The 18,461-nt window shown below is 63.1% G+C and carries 13 protein-coding genes; 3 read left to right on the forward strand and 10 right to left on the reverse strand.

Annotated elements, in window-relative coordinates; all coding sequences use genetic code 11:
- Positions 1-15: 15 nt before the first annotated feature.
- Positions 16-2,127 carry an exodeoxyribonuclease V subunit alpha gene (gene recD / locus ACXMYO_RS07495; protein ID WP_457808284.1) on the reverse strand — a complete coding sequence of 704 codons (2,112 nt, stop codon included), beginning with the start codon at positions 2,125-2,127 and terminating at the stop codon, positions 16-18.
- Positions 2,124-5,963, reverse strand: a complete 3,840-nt coding sequence (recB, locus tag ACXMYO_RS07500; protein WP_457808285.1) for an exodeoxyribonuclease V subunit beta — start codon at positions 5,961-5,963, stop codon at positions 2,124-2,126. Before recB ends, recD begins: the two co-directional genes overlap by 4 nt.
- A 189-nt stretch (positions 5,964-6,152) precedes the next feature.
- Between recB and ACXMYO_RS07505 the strand changes: the two genes are divergently transcribed.
- Both ACXMYO_RS07505 and ACXMYO_RS07510 read left to right on the forward strand, forming a co-directional pair.
- On the forward strand, positions 6,153-7,208 hold the full coding sequence (locus ACXMYO_RS07505) for a C45 family autoproteolytic acyltransferase/hydolase (protein WP_457808286.1): 1,056 nt from the start codon (positions 6,153-6,155) through the stop codon (positions 7,206-7,208).
- A 255-nt stretch (positions 7,209-7,463) separates the two neighbouring features.
- The gene (locus tag ACXMYO_RS07510; RefSeq protein WP_438767984.1) at positions 7,464-7,625 is read left to right on the forward strand and encodes a hypothetical protein; all 162 of its coding nucleotides are present in this window, start codon (positions 7,464-7,466) and stop codon (positions 7,623-7,625) included.
- A gap of 59 nt (positions 7,626-7,684) precedes the next feature.
- Here ACXMYO_RS07510 and ACXMYO_RS07515 read toward each other — a convergent pair whose 3' ends face one another.
- The 5 genes from ACXMYO_RS07515 to ACXMYO_RS07535 form a co-directional block, all read right to left on the reverse strand.
- Entirely contained in the window at positions 7,685-8,395 is a 711-nt protein-coding gene (locus tag ACXMYO_RS07515) for an alpha/beta fold hydrolase (protein ID WP_457808287.1), read from the reverse strand.
- Between the two features lie 88 nt (positions 8,396-8,483).
- On the reverse strand, positions 8,484-8,924 hold the full coding sequence (locus tag ACXMYO_RS07520; RefSeq protein ID WP_457808288.1) for a group I truncated hemoglobin: 441 nt from the start codon (positions 8,922-8,924) through the stop codon (positions 8,484-8,486).
- Between the two features lie 16 nt (positions 8,925-8,940).
- Positions 8,941-9,789 carry a DUF3034 family protein gene (locus ACXMYO_RS07525; RefSeq protein WP_457808289.1) on the reverse strand — a complete coding sequence of 283 codons (849 nt, stop codon included), beginning with the start codon at positions 9,787-9,789 and terminating at the stop codon, positions 8,941-8,943.
- On the reverse strand, positions 9,789-12,137 hold the full coding sequence (locus ACXMYO_RS07530; protein ID WP_457808290.1) for an EAL domain-containing protein: 2,349 nt from the start codon (positions 12,135-12,137) through the stop codon (positions 9,789-9,791). Before ACXMYO_RS07530 ends, ACXMYO_RS07525 begins: the two co-directional genes overlap by 1 nt.
- On the reverse strand, positions 12,137-12,814 hold the full coding sequence (locus ACXMYO_RS07535; RefSeq protein ID WP_457808291.1) for a Cupredoxin: 678 nt from the start codon (positions 12,812-12,814) through the stop codon (positions 12,137-12,139). The genes ACXMYO_RS07530 and ACXMYO_RS07535 overlap by 1 nt, the downstream gene beginning before the upstream one ends.
- Positions 12,815-13,163: 349 nt before the next feature.
- Between ACXMYO_RS07535 and ACXMYO_RS07540 the strand changes: the two genes are divergently transcribed.
- Entirely contained in the window at positions 13,164-14,867 is a 1,704-nt protein-coding gene (locus tag ACXMYO_RS07540; RefSeq protein WP_457808292.1) for a methyl-accepting chemotaxis protein, read from the forward strand.
- 78 nt (positions 14,868-14,945) lie between these two features.
- Here the strand turns inward: ACXMYO_RS07540 and ACXMYO_RS07545 are convergent, their stop codons facing one another.
- The 3 genes from ACXMYO_RS07545 to ACXMYO_RS07555 all read right to left on the reverse strand — a co-directional run bounded on the left by ACXMYO_RS07545 (position 14,946) and on the right by ACXMYO_RS07555 (position 18,283).
- Entirely contained in the window at positions 14,946-15,545 is a 600-nt protein-coding gene (locus ACXMYO_RS07545) for a DUF4202 domain-containing protein (RefSeq protein WP_457808293.1), read from the reverse strand.
- Between the two features lie 43 nt (positions 15,546-15,588).
- Complete coding sequence (locus ACXMYO_RS07550; protein ID WP_438767996.1) at positions 15,589-17,031, reverse strand: MATE family efflux transporter; 1,443 nt, start codon at positions 17,029-17,031, stop codon at positions 15,589-15,591.
- A gap of 139 nt (positions 17,032-17,170) precedes the next feature.
- Positions 17,171-18,283: a 5-methyltetrahydropteroyltriglutamate--homocysteine S-methyltransferase gene (locus ACXMYO_RS07555; protein WP_457808294.1), complete on the reverse strand. Its 1,113-nt coding sequence runs from the start codon at positions 18,281-18,283 to the stop codon at positions 17,171-17,173.
- Positions 18,284-18,461: the final 178 nt, after the last annotated feature.

An 18,461-nucleotide genomic window follows, 5' to 3' on the forward strand; every position in this document is an offset into this window, starting at 1 on the left:
CGGATGACTGGTCGCTCAATGGCTTCCGGACTCCAGACGCTGCCCGACGCCCGAGGCACGCCACGTCTGCCGCAGCGCGGCACTTTCAATGGCCCCGGCAAATGCCGTCATGACCAGGCAATGAGATTTCGCCCGCGTAATGCCGGTATAGACCAGTTCACGGGTCATGATCGGATTGGGCCGGTCGGGTAATACCAGTAGCACCCGCTCGAATTCCGAGCCCTGCGACTTGTGTACGGTCATCGCAAAAGCCGTCTCGACACCGCCCAGCCGCCCCGGCAGCACGGCGCGCACTCCTTCGCCGGAGGGGTGCGGAAAAAACACCCGCAGCCGCCCTGAGCCGCCATCATGATGTGCCTTGTCCCCCGGCATCAACATCGCAATGCCGATATCACCGTTGTAAAGCCCCAGCTGCGCATCGTTGCGCGTTACCATCACCAGACGCCCGGCGTACCAGCCCCGTGTGCCGCCCACCAGTTTTTCCCTGAAAAGCGCCTCGACAATGGCTTCATTGAGACCTTCTACCCCCCAGGGGCCACGACGCAGGGCACACAGCACCTGAAAGCGTGAAAAAAGCGCCAGCACCTCTTCCGGACCCGCGCCGCGGGCCATGGACCTGAGCGCCTCGCGATAGCCGGTGGCCGCCCGTCGAATCAGCACGCCGCCAGCCTCCTTGACCTGCTGAAAATCGATGTCCTCAAAGCCTGCCTGCCAGCAGCGTCTGATCTCATCAACGCGGCCCCGGTTGACGCCGCGCGCCAGGGCGCCGATGCCTGAATGCTCGTGAAAGCGATAGCTTTTTTGCAGCACTACCACGTGATCGGCAAGCATTGACCACGCGGCGTTTGAAGCCGGCAGGGGCTGTCCGGCCGCCCGTTGTGTCAGCGCCTGTACCGCATCACTGCGACGCCCCCGCTCAGCGCCCTCGCAAAGATCGCCCAGCACGGCACCGGCCTCAACGGAGGCCAGCTGATCGCGATCGCCCAGCAGAATCAGCCTTGCATGATCCGGCAGCGCCGCCAGCAGCGAGGCCATCAGCTCCAGATCCACCATGGAAGCCTCGTCCACGACCAGCACGTCCAGTGCCAGCGGGTGATCGGCGTCGTGACGAAAATGGCGGCTGTCACGCCGAACGCCCAGCAATCGATGCAGCGTGGTGGCCTCCCGCGGCAGGGCAGCACGCACCGCTTCCGGTACCGCCAGTGCCGCCACCGCCCCGCCCAGCGACTGCGACAGCCGCGCCGCGGCCTTGCCGGTCGGGGCGGCCAGATGAACGATCAGCGCCCGTCCCTGCTCGTTCAGGGCACTCTCCTGCAGCAGCGCCAGAAGGCGGGTGACCGTCGTGGTCTTGCCGGTGCCCGGGCCGCCGGAAATCACGGTCAGCCGATGGCGCAGCGCCATGGCGCAGGCCACCTTCTGCCAGTCGGGTACCGAGGCCGCACTCGAATCACCGAAAAGCGCATCAAGGCGCGCCATCATGTCATCACTGACCACGCCGGCGCCGGCCATCAGACGCTTGAGACGGGCCACAACGCTGCATTCGTGCTGCCAGAAGCGACGCAAATAAAGCCGCTGGCCTTCCAGTACCAGCGGTGGGGAAGCGGTGTCCTTCTCACCCTGCCCCATCACGACGGACGCGAGCAGTCGCTCACGCCATGACGCGACGTGGCGAACACCCAGCGCCGCCAGCAGCGCACCGGGGGTCACGATACTCCCCGTTTCTCCCGTGGGCTGGGCATCAAAGGGCGGCAGTGAAAGCACTGCATCGGGGTCGCGCAGGGCGTGATCGAGATCCAGACAGATATGCCCGCGCCCGAGCTGATGGCTGACCAGCGCGGCGCTCAGCGTCACCAGCGGGTCCCCTTCCGGCTCGCGCGCGCTGACAAACCGGGCCAGATGCGCATCCAGCGCGCGCAGCCACCCCACCTCGACCCAGCGCTCTAGCTGCTGTGTGATCCAGGCCCCGTCCACGACGTCTTCCAGAGCCACCGGACCAGGCGGCTTGCCGGACTCGAGCGCGATGTCATCATCAAACGAGATATCGCTGGCGTCTGTTGACTCCAGCGGCTCATCACTATCGAACAGGGAGAACTGTCCGCTCCCCGAATCCTTGCCTGCGCGCGTCATGACGCTGCTCCTGCATCGGTGGCCATGTCATCCTCGACGCTTTCGCCATCAGGCGTGCGCTCCCCCTCTGTCAGCAGCCGGTCCAGCTGCTCGATCAGCTCACGTGACGGCTTGCGATACAAAACGCCCCGCCCGCCTTCGGCCGTCATGCCCCGCAAAAAGAGATAGAGCACGCCGCCGAGATGGTGATCATAGTCATAGTCCGCCAGCCGGCTTTTCAGGTGGCGATGCAGGGCCAGGGTATAGATGACGTACTGCACGTCGTAGCGATGCGATACCACCGAGGCCACCATGGCGGCCTGATCATAGGCTTCAAGGGTGTCGCCCAGATGGTTCGACTTCCAGTCGATGACGTAGAAGCGCCCGTCATGTTCGATGACCAGGTCAATGTAGCCCTTGAGCATGCCGGCCAGGGTTCGAGGGGCCAGCTCTGCCCGTATCCCCGGCAGCGGCTCATGCTGACAGATCAGGGCATCCAGACGGCGACTGCTGATACCCCGGGCCGGCAGCCAGAACTCGAGTTCGGTGCGCCAGCCGGCCAGCCGGTCCAGAGCAAGCCCCGGCAGGGACGGATGCAGCGGCGCCGTCAGCACCGCACAGCACCAGTCATGCAGCACCCTGACCCAGTGCGGGTCCAGATTGCCGCGCTGCACGCGCTGGCGAATCAGGCGATAGAGCTCGTCGCGATAGCCTGACTCCGGATCATTCAGCTCACTCAGGCGATCGGGGTCGATGCTTTCCAGCAGCGCGTGTAAAAAAGTGCCGGCTCGCGGGCCGCGTGGAAAATCAAGCAACCGGCGTACCGGCGGCAGCGGAATGGGGCTGGTCTCGGCCAGCACCTCCAGATCAAGCCCCGGGCCCTGCGCCTCGAGCATTGCATCACGGGTCTGGCGGGTCATATCGCCGGGCTGACGGGCCCCCTCCACCAGCGCCGTGTAGGAGGCCACCCACCAGTCGCGATCGATGCGCCCCTCGAACCGGCGTGCACGGCCCACCTCCGACGCCCCGTCCCCCGCCGGTACCGTCTGCGTCAACCCGGTGGGCGGCGCCGCCAGCGCGATGCTGCCCGGCGTCACCAGCGATTTCAGTACCTCGCGCAGCGTGGCGGTATCCAGCGAGGAGTATCCCCCGTGCTGACACAGCAGCGCACCAAGGGCAGCGCCTGCCAGGGTGGTGGCCCCTTCCGGCGAGTCCTTGCGCGGCGTGCCCTTGTAGATCGGCCCGATCCCCAACCGACACAGATAGCGTGCGCGCGTCAGGGCCACATACAAAAGACGCAGATCCTCCTGCAGGCGTATTCGATCGGCCCGGGCACGCTGCTCGTCGCTGACCTGCATGATCAGCGAGGCGCCGTGGATCTCATCACTCAACATCAGCGTTTTGCTTTTACCATCCACCTCGCGGTGGTCGGCAATAAAGGGCAGATACACCAGCGGGTACTCAAGCCCCTTGGACTTGTGAATGGTGATGACCCGCACCAGGGTATCGTCACTTTCCAGCCGCAGAATCAGCGACTGCGGGTCCATGCCGCTGTCATGGCGTCCGGCCAGCGACTGATGCCACCAGCGCAGCAGGGCCTGCTCGCCGTCAAGACCGGCACTGGCGGTCTGCGCCAGCTCGCCCAGATGCAGCACATCGGTCAGCGCGCGCTCGCCGTCGGCCTGCATCAAAAGCCGGGCGGGAATGTCAAAATCACGCATGATTACGCGCAGCATCGGCAGCACCCCCTGGCGCTGCCAGAGGCGATGGTAGCCATCAAAGCGTTCCACCATCGCTTCCCATTCCAGCTCGTCGGCTTCCAGACGCGCCACTTCCGCCAGCGAGTCGCTCATGAGACGCGTCGCCAGTGCCGCGCGCAGGGAACGGTCGTTGCGCGGGTGGGCGCAGGCCTCCAGCAGCTGCAGCAGGTGAAACGCCTCGCGCGATTCAAACACCGAGGTCTTCTGGCTCAGATAGACCGAGCGCACCCCGCCTTCCAGCAGCTTCTGACGTACCCGCATGGCCTCGCTGCCGGTACGCACCAGAATGGCGATATCGGCCGGCTTCAAGGGCCGGAGTTCACCGTCGGCGCTCTTGAATCCGGTCTCGCCACGGCGGGCGCCGGCCAGCAGCCGGGTAATGTCGGCACAGGTGGCCGTGGCCATGGTGTCGAGATACGCATCGCGCTTGATCGAGCCGTCACCGTCCATGTGCCAGCAGGTCAGCGCCTCGACCGCCTGCCCGGCCTCGACAAACACCTCATCACGCCCCTGGGCGGTGACCGCCTCATAGGGAATCTCTTCCAGCTGAAAGGGCGAGTCGGTGGCAAACAGCCGATTGACGGCGGTGACCATCGCCTGCGTCGAGCGAAAGTTGCGATCAAGCGTGTAGCGCTGATCCACGTGGCGACGTGCCTGCAGATAGGTCTCGATATCGGCGCCGCGAAAGCCGTAAATGGCCTGACGCGGATCGCCGATCATCAAAAGCGCAGTGGGCACATCGCCGGCGTTCGAAAACCCTATACCCGCCTCGGGCGTCTCATCATCCAGCGCCAGTCCGGCACTCTGGGTCGGCGTGGCATAGATGGTGGAAAAGATGCGGTACTGAACCGGGTCGGTATCCTGAAACTCATCGATCATCGCCACCGGCAGATTGCGGCGAATGCGCTCGGCCAGACGTGGCCCGGCCGGCCCGGCCAGCGCATCATCCAGACTGTTGAGCAGGTCATCGAAATCCCACATGCCGCGCCGACGCTTTTCGCGGGCCAGCGACTGCGCCAGCGTATCCCGGGCATGGGCCAGCACCTGCGCACGCACCGTGGCCTGCTGATCACGCTGGCCCTCGATCAGGGTTTCAAACTGCGCAAGCGCCTCGAAAAAGGCATGTTCCGGGGGCACGTGCCCTTTTTTGCCCCCCTCCTCCAGGCGCGTCCTTGAACACCACAGCCGCCCCTTCGAATCCCGAAGCGTGTCATCAGGCGCCTCCTGCGCCCCCGTCATCCACTGGCTCAGGGCATCAAGGCGCGCGGCCAGATCCGATGCCTTGAACATGTTGGCCTTGAGCGAGCCGATCTCGATCGCCTCGCGCAGTAACGTCGCGATCTCTTCACTGCCGGCCTGCCACAGCTGGCGCAGTCGGACCAGCTGAGCGTCACTTTGCGACAGGGTTCGATCCAGCCGGCCCAGCGCCTCATCGATGGACGCCGGCGCACTGATCAGCCTCTTTTCCAGCATCAGCGCCCGGGGGCGACCGCCGTGCAGCAGAAGGCTGATCTCGCGCTGCAGATCGCTGGGCGTTTCCCACCACTGCGCCAGCAGCCGCTGACGAGCCGAAGGCTGTCGATAGAACTGTCGGCGCCAGTAGTCCTCGACCAGTGAGGTGAACAGGGCGCTGCTGTCCGGCACCAGTTCGCTGGCAAACAGCGCCCCGCTGTCGAAGGCGTGGCGCTTGAGCATGCGCTGGCAAAAGCCGTGGATGGTAAAGATGGCTGCATCGTCCATGACGCGCGCGGCGGCATCGAGTCGCGAGGCGGCACGCTCGCGGTCGTCACGCTCGATGTCGGCCAGCAGCCGATCCAGTACAGCGTCGCTGTCGGCGCGGCCCAGCAGCACCTCGCGCGCCTGGCGCAAGCGCGCGCGAATGCGGTCGCGCAGCTCCTCGGTAGCGGCCTCGGTAAAGGTCACCACCAAAATCTCGGGCGGCATCAAGGGGCGCGGGTAGGCGGCGTCGCCGCCATGGCCCAGCACCAGGCGCACATAAAGGGCGGCCAGCGTAAAGGTCTTGCCGGTACCGGCGCCGGCCTCGATCAGGCGGCGCCCGTCAAGCGGCAGCGTCGGAATATCAAGCGATGTGGTCATGGCCGCATTACACCATCGCCGGGCCTTGCGTGCCATGGGCCAGCGACGCTTGATGCATGCGACGCGCGCATTGAGACGCCGGCATCAGCGTCACGCTCCATCACAACCGCCTTTTACAGCACTCGACGAATCGCGTTGCGGGGCTCATGCTGGAAACGAGACAAGGTGGGATAACAACAGGAGAGCGACGTGGTCAAACATATCGATGTTCGAGGCACCCATTTCGAGATCGGTGAAGCGCATGGTCGACAGGCTGCGTCGGAAATTGCCATTAGCCTTGCGACCTATCGTCGGATGTTTCAGGACATGGCCGGGCTGGACTGGGACAACGCACGCTATGAGGCCGAGCGTTTCAAGGCAGCCATCGAGCATGTGTGTCCGGAGCTTTTGGAAGAGATGGCCGGGATTGCCCGGGGCGCCGACATCGACCCGCTGGATGTGCTGGTGCTCAACGCGCGCAGCGAAATTGCCCTCACCCACGCCGGCGGACCCATTCAGCCCGACGGCTGCTCGGCGCTTTCCCAGCGCGACAGCGCAAGCGGTACCCAGTGGCTGGCCCAGAACTGGGACTGGAAGGGCGCGCAACGTGACGCGCTGATCCATCTGACCGTGCGGGCCCCCGACAAACCGGCGATTTCGATGGTTACCGAGGCAGGCATCATCGGCAAGATCGGTTTTAACGAGCATGGCGTGGGCGTGTGTCTCAACGCACTGCGCACCCGCATCTGCAAACCGAAGCTGCCGGTTCATGTCATGCTGCGTCGCGTGCTGGAAAGCGACGGCGTTGAACACGCCCTCGACATGATCGATGAGGTCGGCGTGGCCTCCCCGGCGCATTTTCTGATCGCCGATGGCAGCGGCCATGCCGCCGGGGTCGAAGTCTCCCCGATGGGCGACAGCGCCATGACACCGCGACACGGCCGGCTGTGTCACACCAATCATCTGATCGCCAAACATCTGCCGCCCGGGCTTGAGGATTTCCCCCGCGAGGACTCCTTCACCCGGCTTGAGCGACTGCGCGAACTGGCCGCCAATAGTGCGCCCTCGTTCGAGACGCTTCGCGCCCACTTGAGCGATGAGCAAAACGCACCGGATGCCATCAACCGGCATGAAAACCCGGAAACGCCCGAAGGCGAGCGCATGGAAACGCTTTTCACCATCGTCATGAACCTGACCGAAAAGCGCGCCGAGCTGAGTCTGGGCAAGCCGGCGGAGCAGCCGGAGATCGTGACGCTGAGCCTGTAGGCCCTCCTGCGGGCCGCTGCTTTTTGCCTTGTGGCGGCCCCGCATGACATCGATTTACGGCCTTGAAAACCGAATGAACCCGCTCTTTTGAACATCAAAAAAGCGCGAAAACGCGCTAAAATGACAACAAAACGTTAACAATTGACTCGTAACAGGCGTCTTCAGACGTTATTCAGGCCATCATGTTGAATGTGTCCGGCACAAGCCGCATATAATGGATCAGGGAAACATCCCGACAACCACGGAGGGATCGTCATGAAACGAGCGATTGGTGCCTTTATCGCCAACTGGCTGCGCAAGCCGGAAAATCGCCGCAAGGCCAAGCAGACCGCACAGAACGTGTGGAACCGCTTTCAGCAGGGCAGAAACGCCTCCGCCACTAAAAGCGGCCGAACACCGCCTCGCCAGCAGCGCTGATACCGCGGCATCAGCCGCCGGCCATTTTTCTCTCATCGCGCGTGATGGCTCAGCCGCCATCACGCGCTGTTGTTTTCGACTTCCGAATTGGCCTGCATGAAAGCCGTAATAGCTCTCGCCGTTTGATCCACCTGATCGATGACCAGACCATGGCCTGTGCCAGCGATCAGCTGTATCTGCCCGGCAGGCGACAGGCACTGTGCCACGCTCTGGCGCGTTGACGCCGGAATCATCATGTCCTGCTCGCCGAAAAGATGCAGCTGAGGCATCGCAAGCCGGCCCAGCGTCTGACGCAGATCCATGCCTGCCAGCAGTGCCAGCGCCGTGGCCGACTGCCGCGCGCCGGCTCGGGGCAGCGTGTGCAAAAGCCGTTTGCCCAGATGCCGGGCGTCATGCTGGCCCTGTCTCAGCAGCGAGGCCCACGCACGCGGATTTGGTGCGCGCCAGTGCGATGGCGCAGAGGGAACCACTTGTGCCCCGGCGCCCATGGTGATCAGTCCCGGAGTGCGCGACCCGCGCCGCTCGGCCAGTGCCGTGGCCAGCATACCGCCCATCGACCAGCCGCCCAGCCAGACGTTGTCCGGCAGCCGGGTATCCAGCGCCTCAAGCCAGGTCTCGAGCCGATGGTCCATCAATCGTGGATAGGTTGCACAGTGCACGCTGATGCGGCTATCAAGGTGCTCGATGGCCCGTGCCAGAGGTGCCAGCGGACGAGGTCCCAGTACCCATCCAGGCAGCAGAACCAGCGTGGTCTTGTCGGTGGTGCTCATGACCGCTTCTTTTCAAAAATGGGGCGCCATTGTCGGGTGCGCGACGCATGCTGTCACCGTACCCCTCGACCCTGTGAAAAGGTGTGCCCTACTGATCGCGCATGACCTCGCTGTATTTTGGTGCCAGCCGGCCCAGCAGCGCATTGCGCGCGCCCGCATCAATGTTTCGGGACAGCAGGGCCGTCTGCAGGTTATCGACCAGGGCATTGAAGCTGGCATCGGTGAGCTCCATGTGCTGGTGCGCTCGAGCCATGGAAGGCCCCTCATAAATGCAGGGGCCGTCACTGAGCTCACAGATATATTGCTCGAGCGAGGCCGCCAGGTAGTCGATGTTGGTATGAGCAAAATAGCCCACGATGCGCGGATCATCGGCCACATTGACCAGAAAGCTGGTAACGATGTCATGGACACCCGTCTGCCCGCCCAGCCGCTGATAAAGCGACGGGCGCCCATGATCCGGCTGCCCGGCACAGCCTGACAGACCAATCAAAAGCGCTGTTATCAGGATAAAGCGACAAAACGCACGCATAACGTCTCCGAAGGGATTACAGCGACAGCTGAAGTGACAGATAGCCGCCGCGCTGGCGCTCAAGGCCTGCCACACTACCCAGATCCAGCAGCGCCCCGGTCAGCGAAACGTGTTTGTTGATCAACCACGCCACGTAGAGATCGCGCCAGCCATCCTCCCGGGCAAAGCCCAGGTTATCGGGCTTTTGACGATACTCGGCGCCCACGATCCAGTCCGGGGTCAAAAAAAGACCGACCGAGGTCTCGACCATCAGCTCGCGATGATTGCCCTCATCGCCGCCAAACCCCAGCAGCCCGCCCTGGTTGGCTTTCGTCGAGCGCAATGTGGTGTTGACCAGCAGGTTGCGCCCGGCCACGGCATCGAAAAAGAGCTTGCTGCCGGCCAGGTAGACATCGTTGCCCTGTGTTGCGCGCGCGCCCACCGCGCGGGCCAGATCTTCGCCCTCGGTGAGCCGCTTGTGCTGCACGCCCAGACTCCAGACGCCCCAGGGGCGATAGAGCACATCGCCAAACAGACGCAGCTTGGCGCCATAAATGTCCTGCGCCTGATGCCCACCCAGGGTATCGAGCGCCAGACGCTGATGGGCCACGGAGAGTTCGACGCGATCGTACAGATTGGCGGCCACGCCGCTGACCACAAGGTGGTAGTCACTCACGTCAGCGCGCGAGACGCCCACGCTCACCCCCACCTCGGTATCACTGGCGGTGCCTGTCAAAACGCCCCAGGGCGAAAGGCCGCCACCGCTGGCCCCCTCGATCTGCATGACACCACCGGTGCCCTGTAGCCGACTGCCGGCCCAGGCCTGACTGACCGCCACAAGCCAGCAGACACCGACCAGCAACGTCAGGATTTTTTGACATGACATCACCCCAGCGCCCTCCGAGTCATGGTCTCGCCTTCGCGATACTGTGTCATCCAGTCGATCACCTGATCGGACGGCAGCGGGCGTGACATCAGATAGCCCTGCAGCACATCACATCCCATCGCGATCAGCAGTGCCCGCGAGGCGTCGGTTTCAACGCCTTCGGCGACCACGCTCAGTCCCAGACTGTGGGCCAGTTCAATGGTGGAGCGCACGATGATGCGATCTTCCGGATCGTTATCGAGTTTCAAAATAAAGGACTTGTCGATCTTGAGCTCCTGTACCGGCAGGCGCTTGAGCTGGGAAAGAGAGGAGTAGCCGGTGCCGTAGTCATCGACGCCAATAAGCAGCCCGGCATCGCGCAGGGCGATGAGATGACGCTGTGCCAGTGCCGGGTCCTGAATCAGCGCGCTTTCGGTGACCTCGAGTCGCAACCGTTCCGGGCCGAGCTGATAGTCCTGCAGCAGCAGCCGAATACGCTCGGGCAGCGCGGCGTCCATCACGTCATGCGCCGATAGATTGATCGCCACGCTCAGGACCATGTCACGCTGCGCCCACTGATCGATCTGGCGACAGACGGTGCGCAGCATCCACTGGGTCAGCTGGGTGATTCGCCCCGACTGTTCGGCAAGGGCAATAAATTCATCCGGCGGCACAAACCCGAGTGTCGGATGGTGCCAGCGCATCAGGGCTTCAAGGCCTGTGACCTCGCCGCTGCCTGCCGCCACCTGGGGCTGGTACACCATGGTGAGCTGATCCTGCATCACGGCCGTGCCCAGATCGCGAGCCAGGGTCAGGCGACGCTGGTGCTGCTCGTCCTGTCCCGGTTCGTAGCGCACGTGTCGGGTACGCTCATGGCGGGCGCGGTCCATGGCAATTTCGGCGCAGCGCAACAAGGGGCCAGCACTGTCGCCGTGATCCGGAGAGCTGACCTCACCCAAAACAAGCGTCAGCGCAATCGGGGAGCGCTCGTGTTCAACGGGGCGTGAGAGCTGCTCATGCAGCGTGGCAATCCACTGTGGTGTCACACCCTCCCCCGTGAGCATCAGCAAAAACTCGTCGCCGCCCAGCCGATAGGCCTGCTGACACGGCAGGGCCTGTGCCTTGAGCCGCTGCGCCAGCAGGCGCAGCACTTCATCACCGACGCTATAGCCAAAGGTGTCGTTGATCTGGCGAAACCCGACAATGGACAAACGCAGCAGCGTAAAGGGGGCACCCTGCGCCAGAACACAGGCAATATCCTGTCGGGCACTGTCGCGGTTGGAAAGACCGGTCAGCCGGTCGTGGCGGGCGTGATACAAAAGACGCTGTTCTCGCTGGTCGATATCGGCCTGCATACCCATCAGCGTGTCGGCCAGCAGGCCGATCTCCCGGTGGCGACCGTGATCCAGCGCCACCACCCGTTCGCCGCGCCCGATACGCCGCGCCGAGGCCACCAGCTGCAACAGGGGGCGAGTCATGCTGCGGGCAATCAGGGCAGCCACGATGGCGGTCAACACCAGCATGACGCCGAAAATGGACAGAAGCTGCCAGCTCAGGGCGTGATAGACCGCCAGCAGATCGCCCCGGCCGTGCTGAATCACCACCCAGGTGCGACCCGATGCGCCATTCTGTAGCACCATGGCGCGGGCCAGCGTATCGGTCGTTGTCTCCATGTCGCTGTGATCGATGAAGTGACCCTGCATCAAGGAGACTCGAAAGGCATCCAGGCTCGATTCCGGCGCCGAGCGAAGCGCGCCCGCCACATAGGCCGGCTGCGACTCGACGGCGGCGGTCTCATCCACCATGAAGCTGACCGACAGACGCGTCAGGGCGCCCAGCTCGCGCGCCAGATGATCATCAAGCATAAAGCCCATGCCCACCCAGCCGATCAGCCCCGGTGCACGCACCGGCATCAGCACCATTTGATAGGGCACGCCGTCCTGCAGCACAACGCCTACGGCGCTGTCATGGCTGTCGGCCTGTTGCCATAGCGTTTTAAAGGGCATGTCAGTCCCTGCCGCCTGGTGACTGCCGGCGAGAATATGCCCATCGGGATCACTGAGAAGCACCATATCGGCACCGGCGCGCTCACCGTGGTTGAGCAACACGCTCGCCAGCGTGTTGGTGTCCTGAGTCGCCACGGCGGACCTGAACCCGAAATCCGAGGCCAGCACCGCCACGTTGTCACGCAGATGATGGCCGCGCTCCACCAGAAGCTGTCGGGTGACATCCAGGGCCACATCGATCTCGCGACTGCCCTTGTGCAGCACGTCACGACGAATGGTATCAAGCGTGGCCATGGCCGTGCCGAGCTGCGCCACGACCAGCACGGCCAGCATGACCAGCAAAAGACGCCCCCGGAAGGACATTACAAATGCTCCTGATGCTGGAGGCCTCGCTGAAAGCGCTGCTGCAGCAGGGAGGGTGTTGCCCTGGGCGGCGGTGTGGCGTCAAGCGTAAGCTCGACGTGTGCCTCAAGGCGGGTATCGACCTCGCCTTCGACCCACTGCTGGTGGGTGTCTTCAAGGCGCGGATGCCACAGACGCATCGAGTAACGTCCCGGCGGCAGCGATGCCAGATCGACCCGGCCGCGCTCATCGGTCATGGCAAAAAACGAGGCGTCACTGATGACGATAAAGGCCTGCATCTGATCGTGGATATTACACCCCAGCACCTCGACACCGGGCGTATCGAAGTGCACCGGTGGGGGCGTCTCCCGGAGATAGAGATCCAGACTGAACACCTTCGGCGGTGAGAAGGAAAAGACCTGGTGGCGGGTGATGTCATGATTGGGAAAACTGACGCGCGCGCCAACGGGCACCACGCTCACCTGCGGCTCGAACTGCGCCTCACGCTGCACTATCTCATGGTGATCGCGAGCAGCATCGGCGGGTCGCTCAAATCCGGGTATGCTGATTTCGATAACGGCCTGTTCGAGCGGCTCATGGCTGCCCGCCTGCACTATCTGAAGCGACCCGCTCGCCCGTGCCGCCAGCGGTAACAGTAAAAGCAGCGCCATCAAGCACCCTTTCAGGGATTGCGCCATCCCGGTTTCCCCACCGTATCAGACCCCGAAGCCGCACGGCGCGACCCGGTCGCCCCATGCCATGAATGAATTGCCTGTTGAATACGCATCATCGGCTTGAAAGCGGGAAACTTTATGCGCCGGGGCGCGGCGCAAAAGATGTTGCAGGGCCTAAGCGAACTTTAACCCGTCAATGTTTATCGAGGCGATAGATTCGGTTGTGCTCGATTTAATAGCGCCACGGTCGATATTAAACACCGAACATATCCATGATCCCTTTAACACCGCCTCTCGCATCAGAACCCATGCGGGATTTGCAGCCGGGCGGCATTCGACAACGATGGGGTCGACCCTCTCGAGGAAGCATCAAATGCTCAATCCCAAAAAAAGCGTCAGGCTTCGGCTCTCGGGCAGTCTGGCCGTGTGTATCGGGCTGTTGTTGATCGTGGGCGCGCTGGGTATCTATAGCGCTCAGCAGTCACAGCGCGCTCTGGAAGAGACCTTTGGCAGCAATGTGGTCGCGCTGGAACAGATGGGCATCATGCGCACGGCGCTTTTGAGCAACCGCGTCAAGGTGGTCGCCGAGCAGCGCGACCAGAATGTGGCCACCGTGGGCTCAACGCAGGCCGAGATGGCGCAAAACGACGCGCAGACCAACGCGGCCATGCAGACCTATCTGTCGGTCATCACCAATGAACAGGAGCGCCAGCGGGCCAATCAGCTGCAGCAGGCCATTACCACCCTGCAGGGTGATTTGCAGCGCATGATGCGCCTGATGGCTGCCGGCGATTTTACCGCCGCCAGTGCCTTTAATACCGCGACCCTGCGCGGCGACTATCAGGTCGTGCTCGACGGCATTGCCACACTGTCTGAAGAAGAAGTCACACGGGCCGAACAGCACTATCAAAGCAGCCACGCCGCCTACGAGTCGCTTAGAAACATCATGCTGGGTGTGATCGCACTGGCCATCGTGCTGTCGCTTGCGCTGTCGGTCTGGCTGGTACGCGGCATCATGACGCCGCTGGGCAAGGCGCGCCATTTTGCCAACGAGCTCTCCGAGGGCAACCTGGGCGTCAGGACCAACATTACCTGTCAGGACGAGTTCGGTGACATGCTGCGCTCGCTGACCGCCATGCAGCACAAAATGTCGGATGTGATCCACTCGGTCAGCCAGAATGCCGTTGCCGTCAATGACGCTGCGCACAACATCACCCGCGGCAACGATGACCTCAACCGCCGCACCCAGGAGCAGGCGGCCAGTCTTGAAGAGACCGCCGCCTCGATGGAGGAGATCACGACCACCGTGCGCCACAACGCCGATAACGCAGCCCAGGCCGACCGGCTGGTCCGGGAAGTCAGCCAGCAGGCCCAGACCGGTGGCAACGTGGTTCAGAGTGCCGTCTCCGCCATGGATGAGATCAGCGCCTCGAGCCACAAGATTGCAACGATTGTCAGCCTGATCGATGAGATCGCCTTCCAGACCAATCTGCTGGCGCTCAATGCCTCGGTAGAAGCCGCCCGCGCCGGTGAGCAGGGTCGCGGCTTTGCGGTGGTCGCCAACGAAGTGCGCAACCTGGCCGGGCGCAGCGCCAACGCCGCGCGCGAAATCAAGCAGCTGGTCGAGGAAAGCGTCAAGCGCGTGGACACCGGCGCTGAGCTGGTCAACCGCTCGGGGCAGACACTGACCGAGATCGTTTTGAGCGTGAAGCGCGTCACCGACCTGGTCAGCGAAATTGCCGTGGCCAGCCGTGAACAGGCCACCGGCATCGACCAGGTCAATGTGGCCGTGTCCCAGATGGACGCCGTGACTCAGCAAAACGCCGCACTGGTAGAAGAGTCAGGCATCGCCAGTCGCGCCCTGCGCAGCCGCGCCGATGAACTGCAACAGGAGATCTCGTTTTTCAGGGTCGACACAAGCACGCGCCCGGCCGCCCCGGCTGGTGCTTCGAGGCCGATGTCTGCTTCGGCACCGACTGCGTCACGCTCTGCCAGCGCACCTGCCACGCCCGCTCGTTCGGAACTCAAGCGACCGGCCACGCAGCGCCACGATGTCGAAGAGTGGGCCGAGTTCTGATCTCTCCCCCCTTCATCAAAAACCCCGCTCTCAGGCGGGGTTTTTCATGTCACGGGGATGGCATGTCACGTTGCCCTGTCAGGACGTCTCCATGGCCACTGCCTTTTCAAGCAGCGCGCGGGACCGCCCTTCCAGCGCAATCTCGCCGGCCAGACGGTGCCCGTCAGCCGACATCTTGCGCAGGGTCTTGCGCAGAATGCCGATTACCTTGTCATCGTCATGCTCGGCGGCAAAGGGGCCGTAGTAGTCCTGCAAAAAGACCAGACAGGCAGCATCCTCAAGCGCGCGTGTTTCCTCGTCGTTTTTCAGATCCTCCTTGCGTACCAGCGCCGCCACGCGGGCACAATCTGTCTCTTCATAGCCTGACTGACGCAGAACATCCGCCGCCATGTCGGCCTGGCGCTGTTTGAGGCCGGTACGCCAGGCGTGATAGCCGGGCCGGTCCATCGGATAGCTGTCCCGCGGCACCTCCCAGCGCTTTAAATGCTGGGCGCGCACCGCCAGCTGCAGCGTCTCACCGGCGTCAGGCCTGAGCCTTTCAAGCCACTCGCTCATGCGCTGGGCGTATAAAAGCTCGTAGGGCACCTCCTCACCGTCGACCGTCTCCATGCGCGGGTCTTCGGCGTGCAGCGCGTCCAGCTGCGCCATCGCCGCATCAAATCGATCGCTGTCTGCCATGGGTTACTCTCCTCTTTTATTGGATTGAATGCTCCACGCCCGATCACGACGCCGAGCCGTGGCCCTTGCCGATGATCTCACCGGAGACCTGCCTGGCCAGCGGGTCTTCCTGCTCGGCGAGTCGCCCCTTTTGCCAGTCACCGCGCATGAAAAGAATCAGCGCGATCAGCGCGGTGATCAGGTTGGTAACCGGAAAGGCCCACCAGATACCGTCAACGCCCATCACGGTATCGCGCGAGAGAATAAAGGCCAGCGGGAACTGCAGCACCCACTGCGATACCAGCGCCAGCAGCATGGCCACCACGGTGTGACCGGCCGCGCGAAAGACGCCGGTCAGCGCCATCTGGGCACCGATAAATCCAAACGTCAGTGACGTAATGTGAAGAAAATGGCTGCCGGCCTCGATGATCGCCTCATCGCCCGGGACGAAAAAGGCCACCAGCTCGCGGGCAAACGTGAAGACCAAAAGCCCGATCACGCTCAGCCCCACCAGCGCAATTACGGCCGACAGGCGGGCGATACGCCCGGCGCGCTCGATCTGACCGGCGCCGATGTTCTGGCCCACCAGCGCCGCGGTCGACATGGAAAGCCCAAGCGCGGGAATGATGATAAAGCCCATGATATTGGTGCCGACACCGTAGGCGGCGATGGTGACGGTGCCAAAGCCCGTGACCAGAAACACCATCACGTTCATGCCCAGCGCCCGGGCAGAAAGCTCCACCGAGGCCGGCAGACCCAGCGCCAGCGCGCGACGGATAAACACCGGGTCAGGACGCAGATGATGGGTCTTGAGCTCGATCCCGTGACGCCCGCGCACCAGAAGCCACAGCCCGGTGCCCAGCGCCAGCGCCTGGGTGACAAGCGTTGCCAGCGCGGCCCCGCCCACGCCGAGGTTGAACCCGAAGATGAACAGCGGGTCGAGCACCACGTTCAAAAGCACCGTGCCGGTGACGATATACAGCGGCAGTCGCACCTCACCGATCCCGCGCATCAGCGCCTGAAACATGGAAAAGCCGAAGGTGAAGACCATGGCCGCCATGGAGATGCGCAAAAAGACCAGTGCCGCGTCGTACACGGCCGCCTCGACACCTAAAAGCCCCAGCAGCCCCGGGGCCAGCAGGATCCCGAGTATCGACAGGCTGATCGATGTTACCACCACCAGCAAAATGGTCTGTCCCGCCACCTGATTGACCCGATGATGATTGCCCGCGCCCATGTGCTGCGCCACCAGCGTCGAGCCCGCCATGCTAAAGCCCGACCCCAGCGCAATCAGCAAAAAGGTCACCGGAAAGCTGACCGAGACAGCAGCCACCGCATGGCCGCCCAGTCGCCCCACCCAGAAGGCATCAATCAACTGATAGCCCGACTGCAAAATGTTGGCCAGCACGATGGGCACCGACAGTTTCAGAAGCGATCCCAGAACGGGCCCTTCCAGCAATGAAGCCTGATAGCGTGACGCGCCGTTTGCGCCGGTTTGTCGTGCCAAGGGAGACGCCTTTTTGCAGGAAAACATGCGCCAACGATAGCGGGCCGCGCTCGTGTCTGCAGCCATCACGGCGCAAACGCCCATAAAAAACGCCTGACCGGTGAACGGTCAGGCGTTGATGGACCTGCCAGAGCCCGGGTTAGTAGCCCCAGAACTCCTCGGCGAGATTGACGATCAGATCCAGCTTTTCCCACTGCTGCTCTTCGCTGAGGTTGTTGCCCTCATGGGTCGAGGCAAACCCGCACTGCGGGCTCAGACACAGCTGATCCATCGGCACGTATTCGCTGGCCTCATCGAGGCGCTCGCGAATCTGCTCTGCGGATTCGAGCTCGCCGGTCTTGGTCGTGACCAGCCCCAGCACCACCTGCTGATGGCCGCGGGGCAGAAAGCGCAGCGGCCGGAAATCGCCGGCCCGGTCGGTGTCGTACTCCAGAAAAAAGGCATCGACATTGACGCTGCCCAATAGCGTTTGCGCGACCGGCTCGTAGCCGCCTTCGCTGATCCAGGTCGAACGGAAATTGCCGCGGCAGACGTGTAGGCTGATGTGCATGTCGGCCGGCCGGCCTTCCAGCGCCCGATTGAGAACGTCGGCATAGATGTATTGAAGCTTTTCGGGTGACTCGATGCCCCGCTCGCGCGCCGCCTCAAGCTCGCTGTCGGAGCAGAGATAGGCCCACACCGTGTCATCCAGCTGCAGGTAGCGACAGCCGGCTTCGTAAAAGGCGGCAATCGCCTCGCGCCAGGTATCGGCCAGGTCGTTGAAGTAGCTGCCCCACTCGGCGTAAACGCTGCGATCGACCTGACCGGCGCCGCGGAAATGAAGCACGCTCGGGCTCGGGATCGTCATCTTGGCAATGGCGCTGGTCGTTTGCGCATTGAGATAGCGAAAGTGCTCAAGCATCGGGTGGTCCGGGTTGAACCGGACACGATCCACCACGCGCACCCCGTGGGATGGGGTCTGACGCCCCTGGAACTGAATGCCCTGTTCGGATTCGAATCCCTCGACGCCCGTGAGGTGCTCGAGAAAATCGAAATGCCACCAGGCACGGCGCAGTTCACCATCGGTGACGGCCTTGAGCCCAAGGGATTCCTGCTTTCTGACCAGTCGCGTGACCTCTTCATCCTCAATGGCCTTGAGAGACGCCTGATCGATGGCGCCCCGGGCGCGCTGTTCACGCGCACTCTTGATGTTATCGCTGCGCAGCAGACTGCCAACCGTGTCGGCGCGGTAGGGAGGCATGGGTAAAGACATGATCATTCCTTAATCAACAAGTGCTGCAGGACAGCTTTTTTCGTCACGTAGCTTTTCATCCAACAATATGCCGTGGCGCCAATGTGAACACCAGCAAGGGTTATTCACCCGCACCATGAACGATATTCAACCATGGTCTGGCATCCCCCATTGTGGCGCGTCCCTGACGATAATGCTT

This window comes from Kushneria sp. EE4, assembly GCF_977968315.1.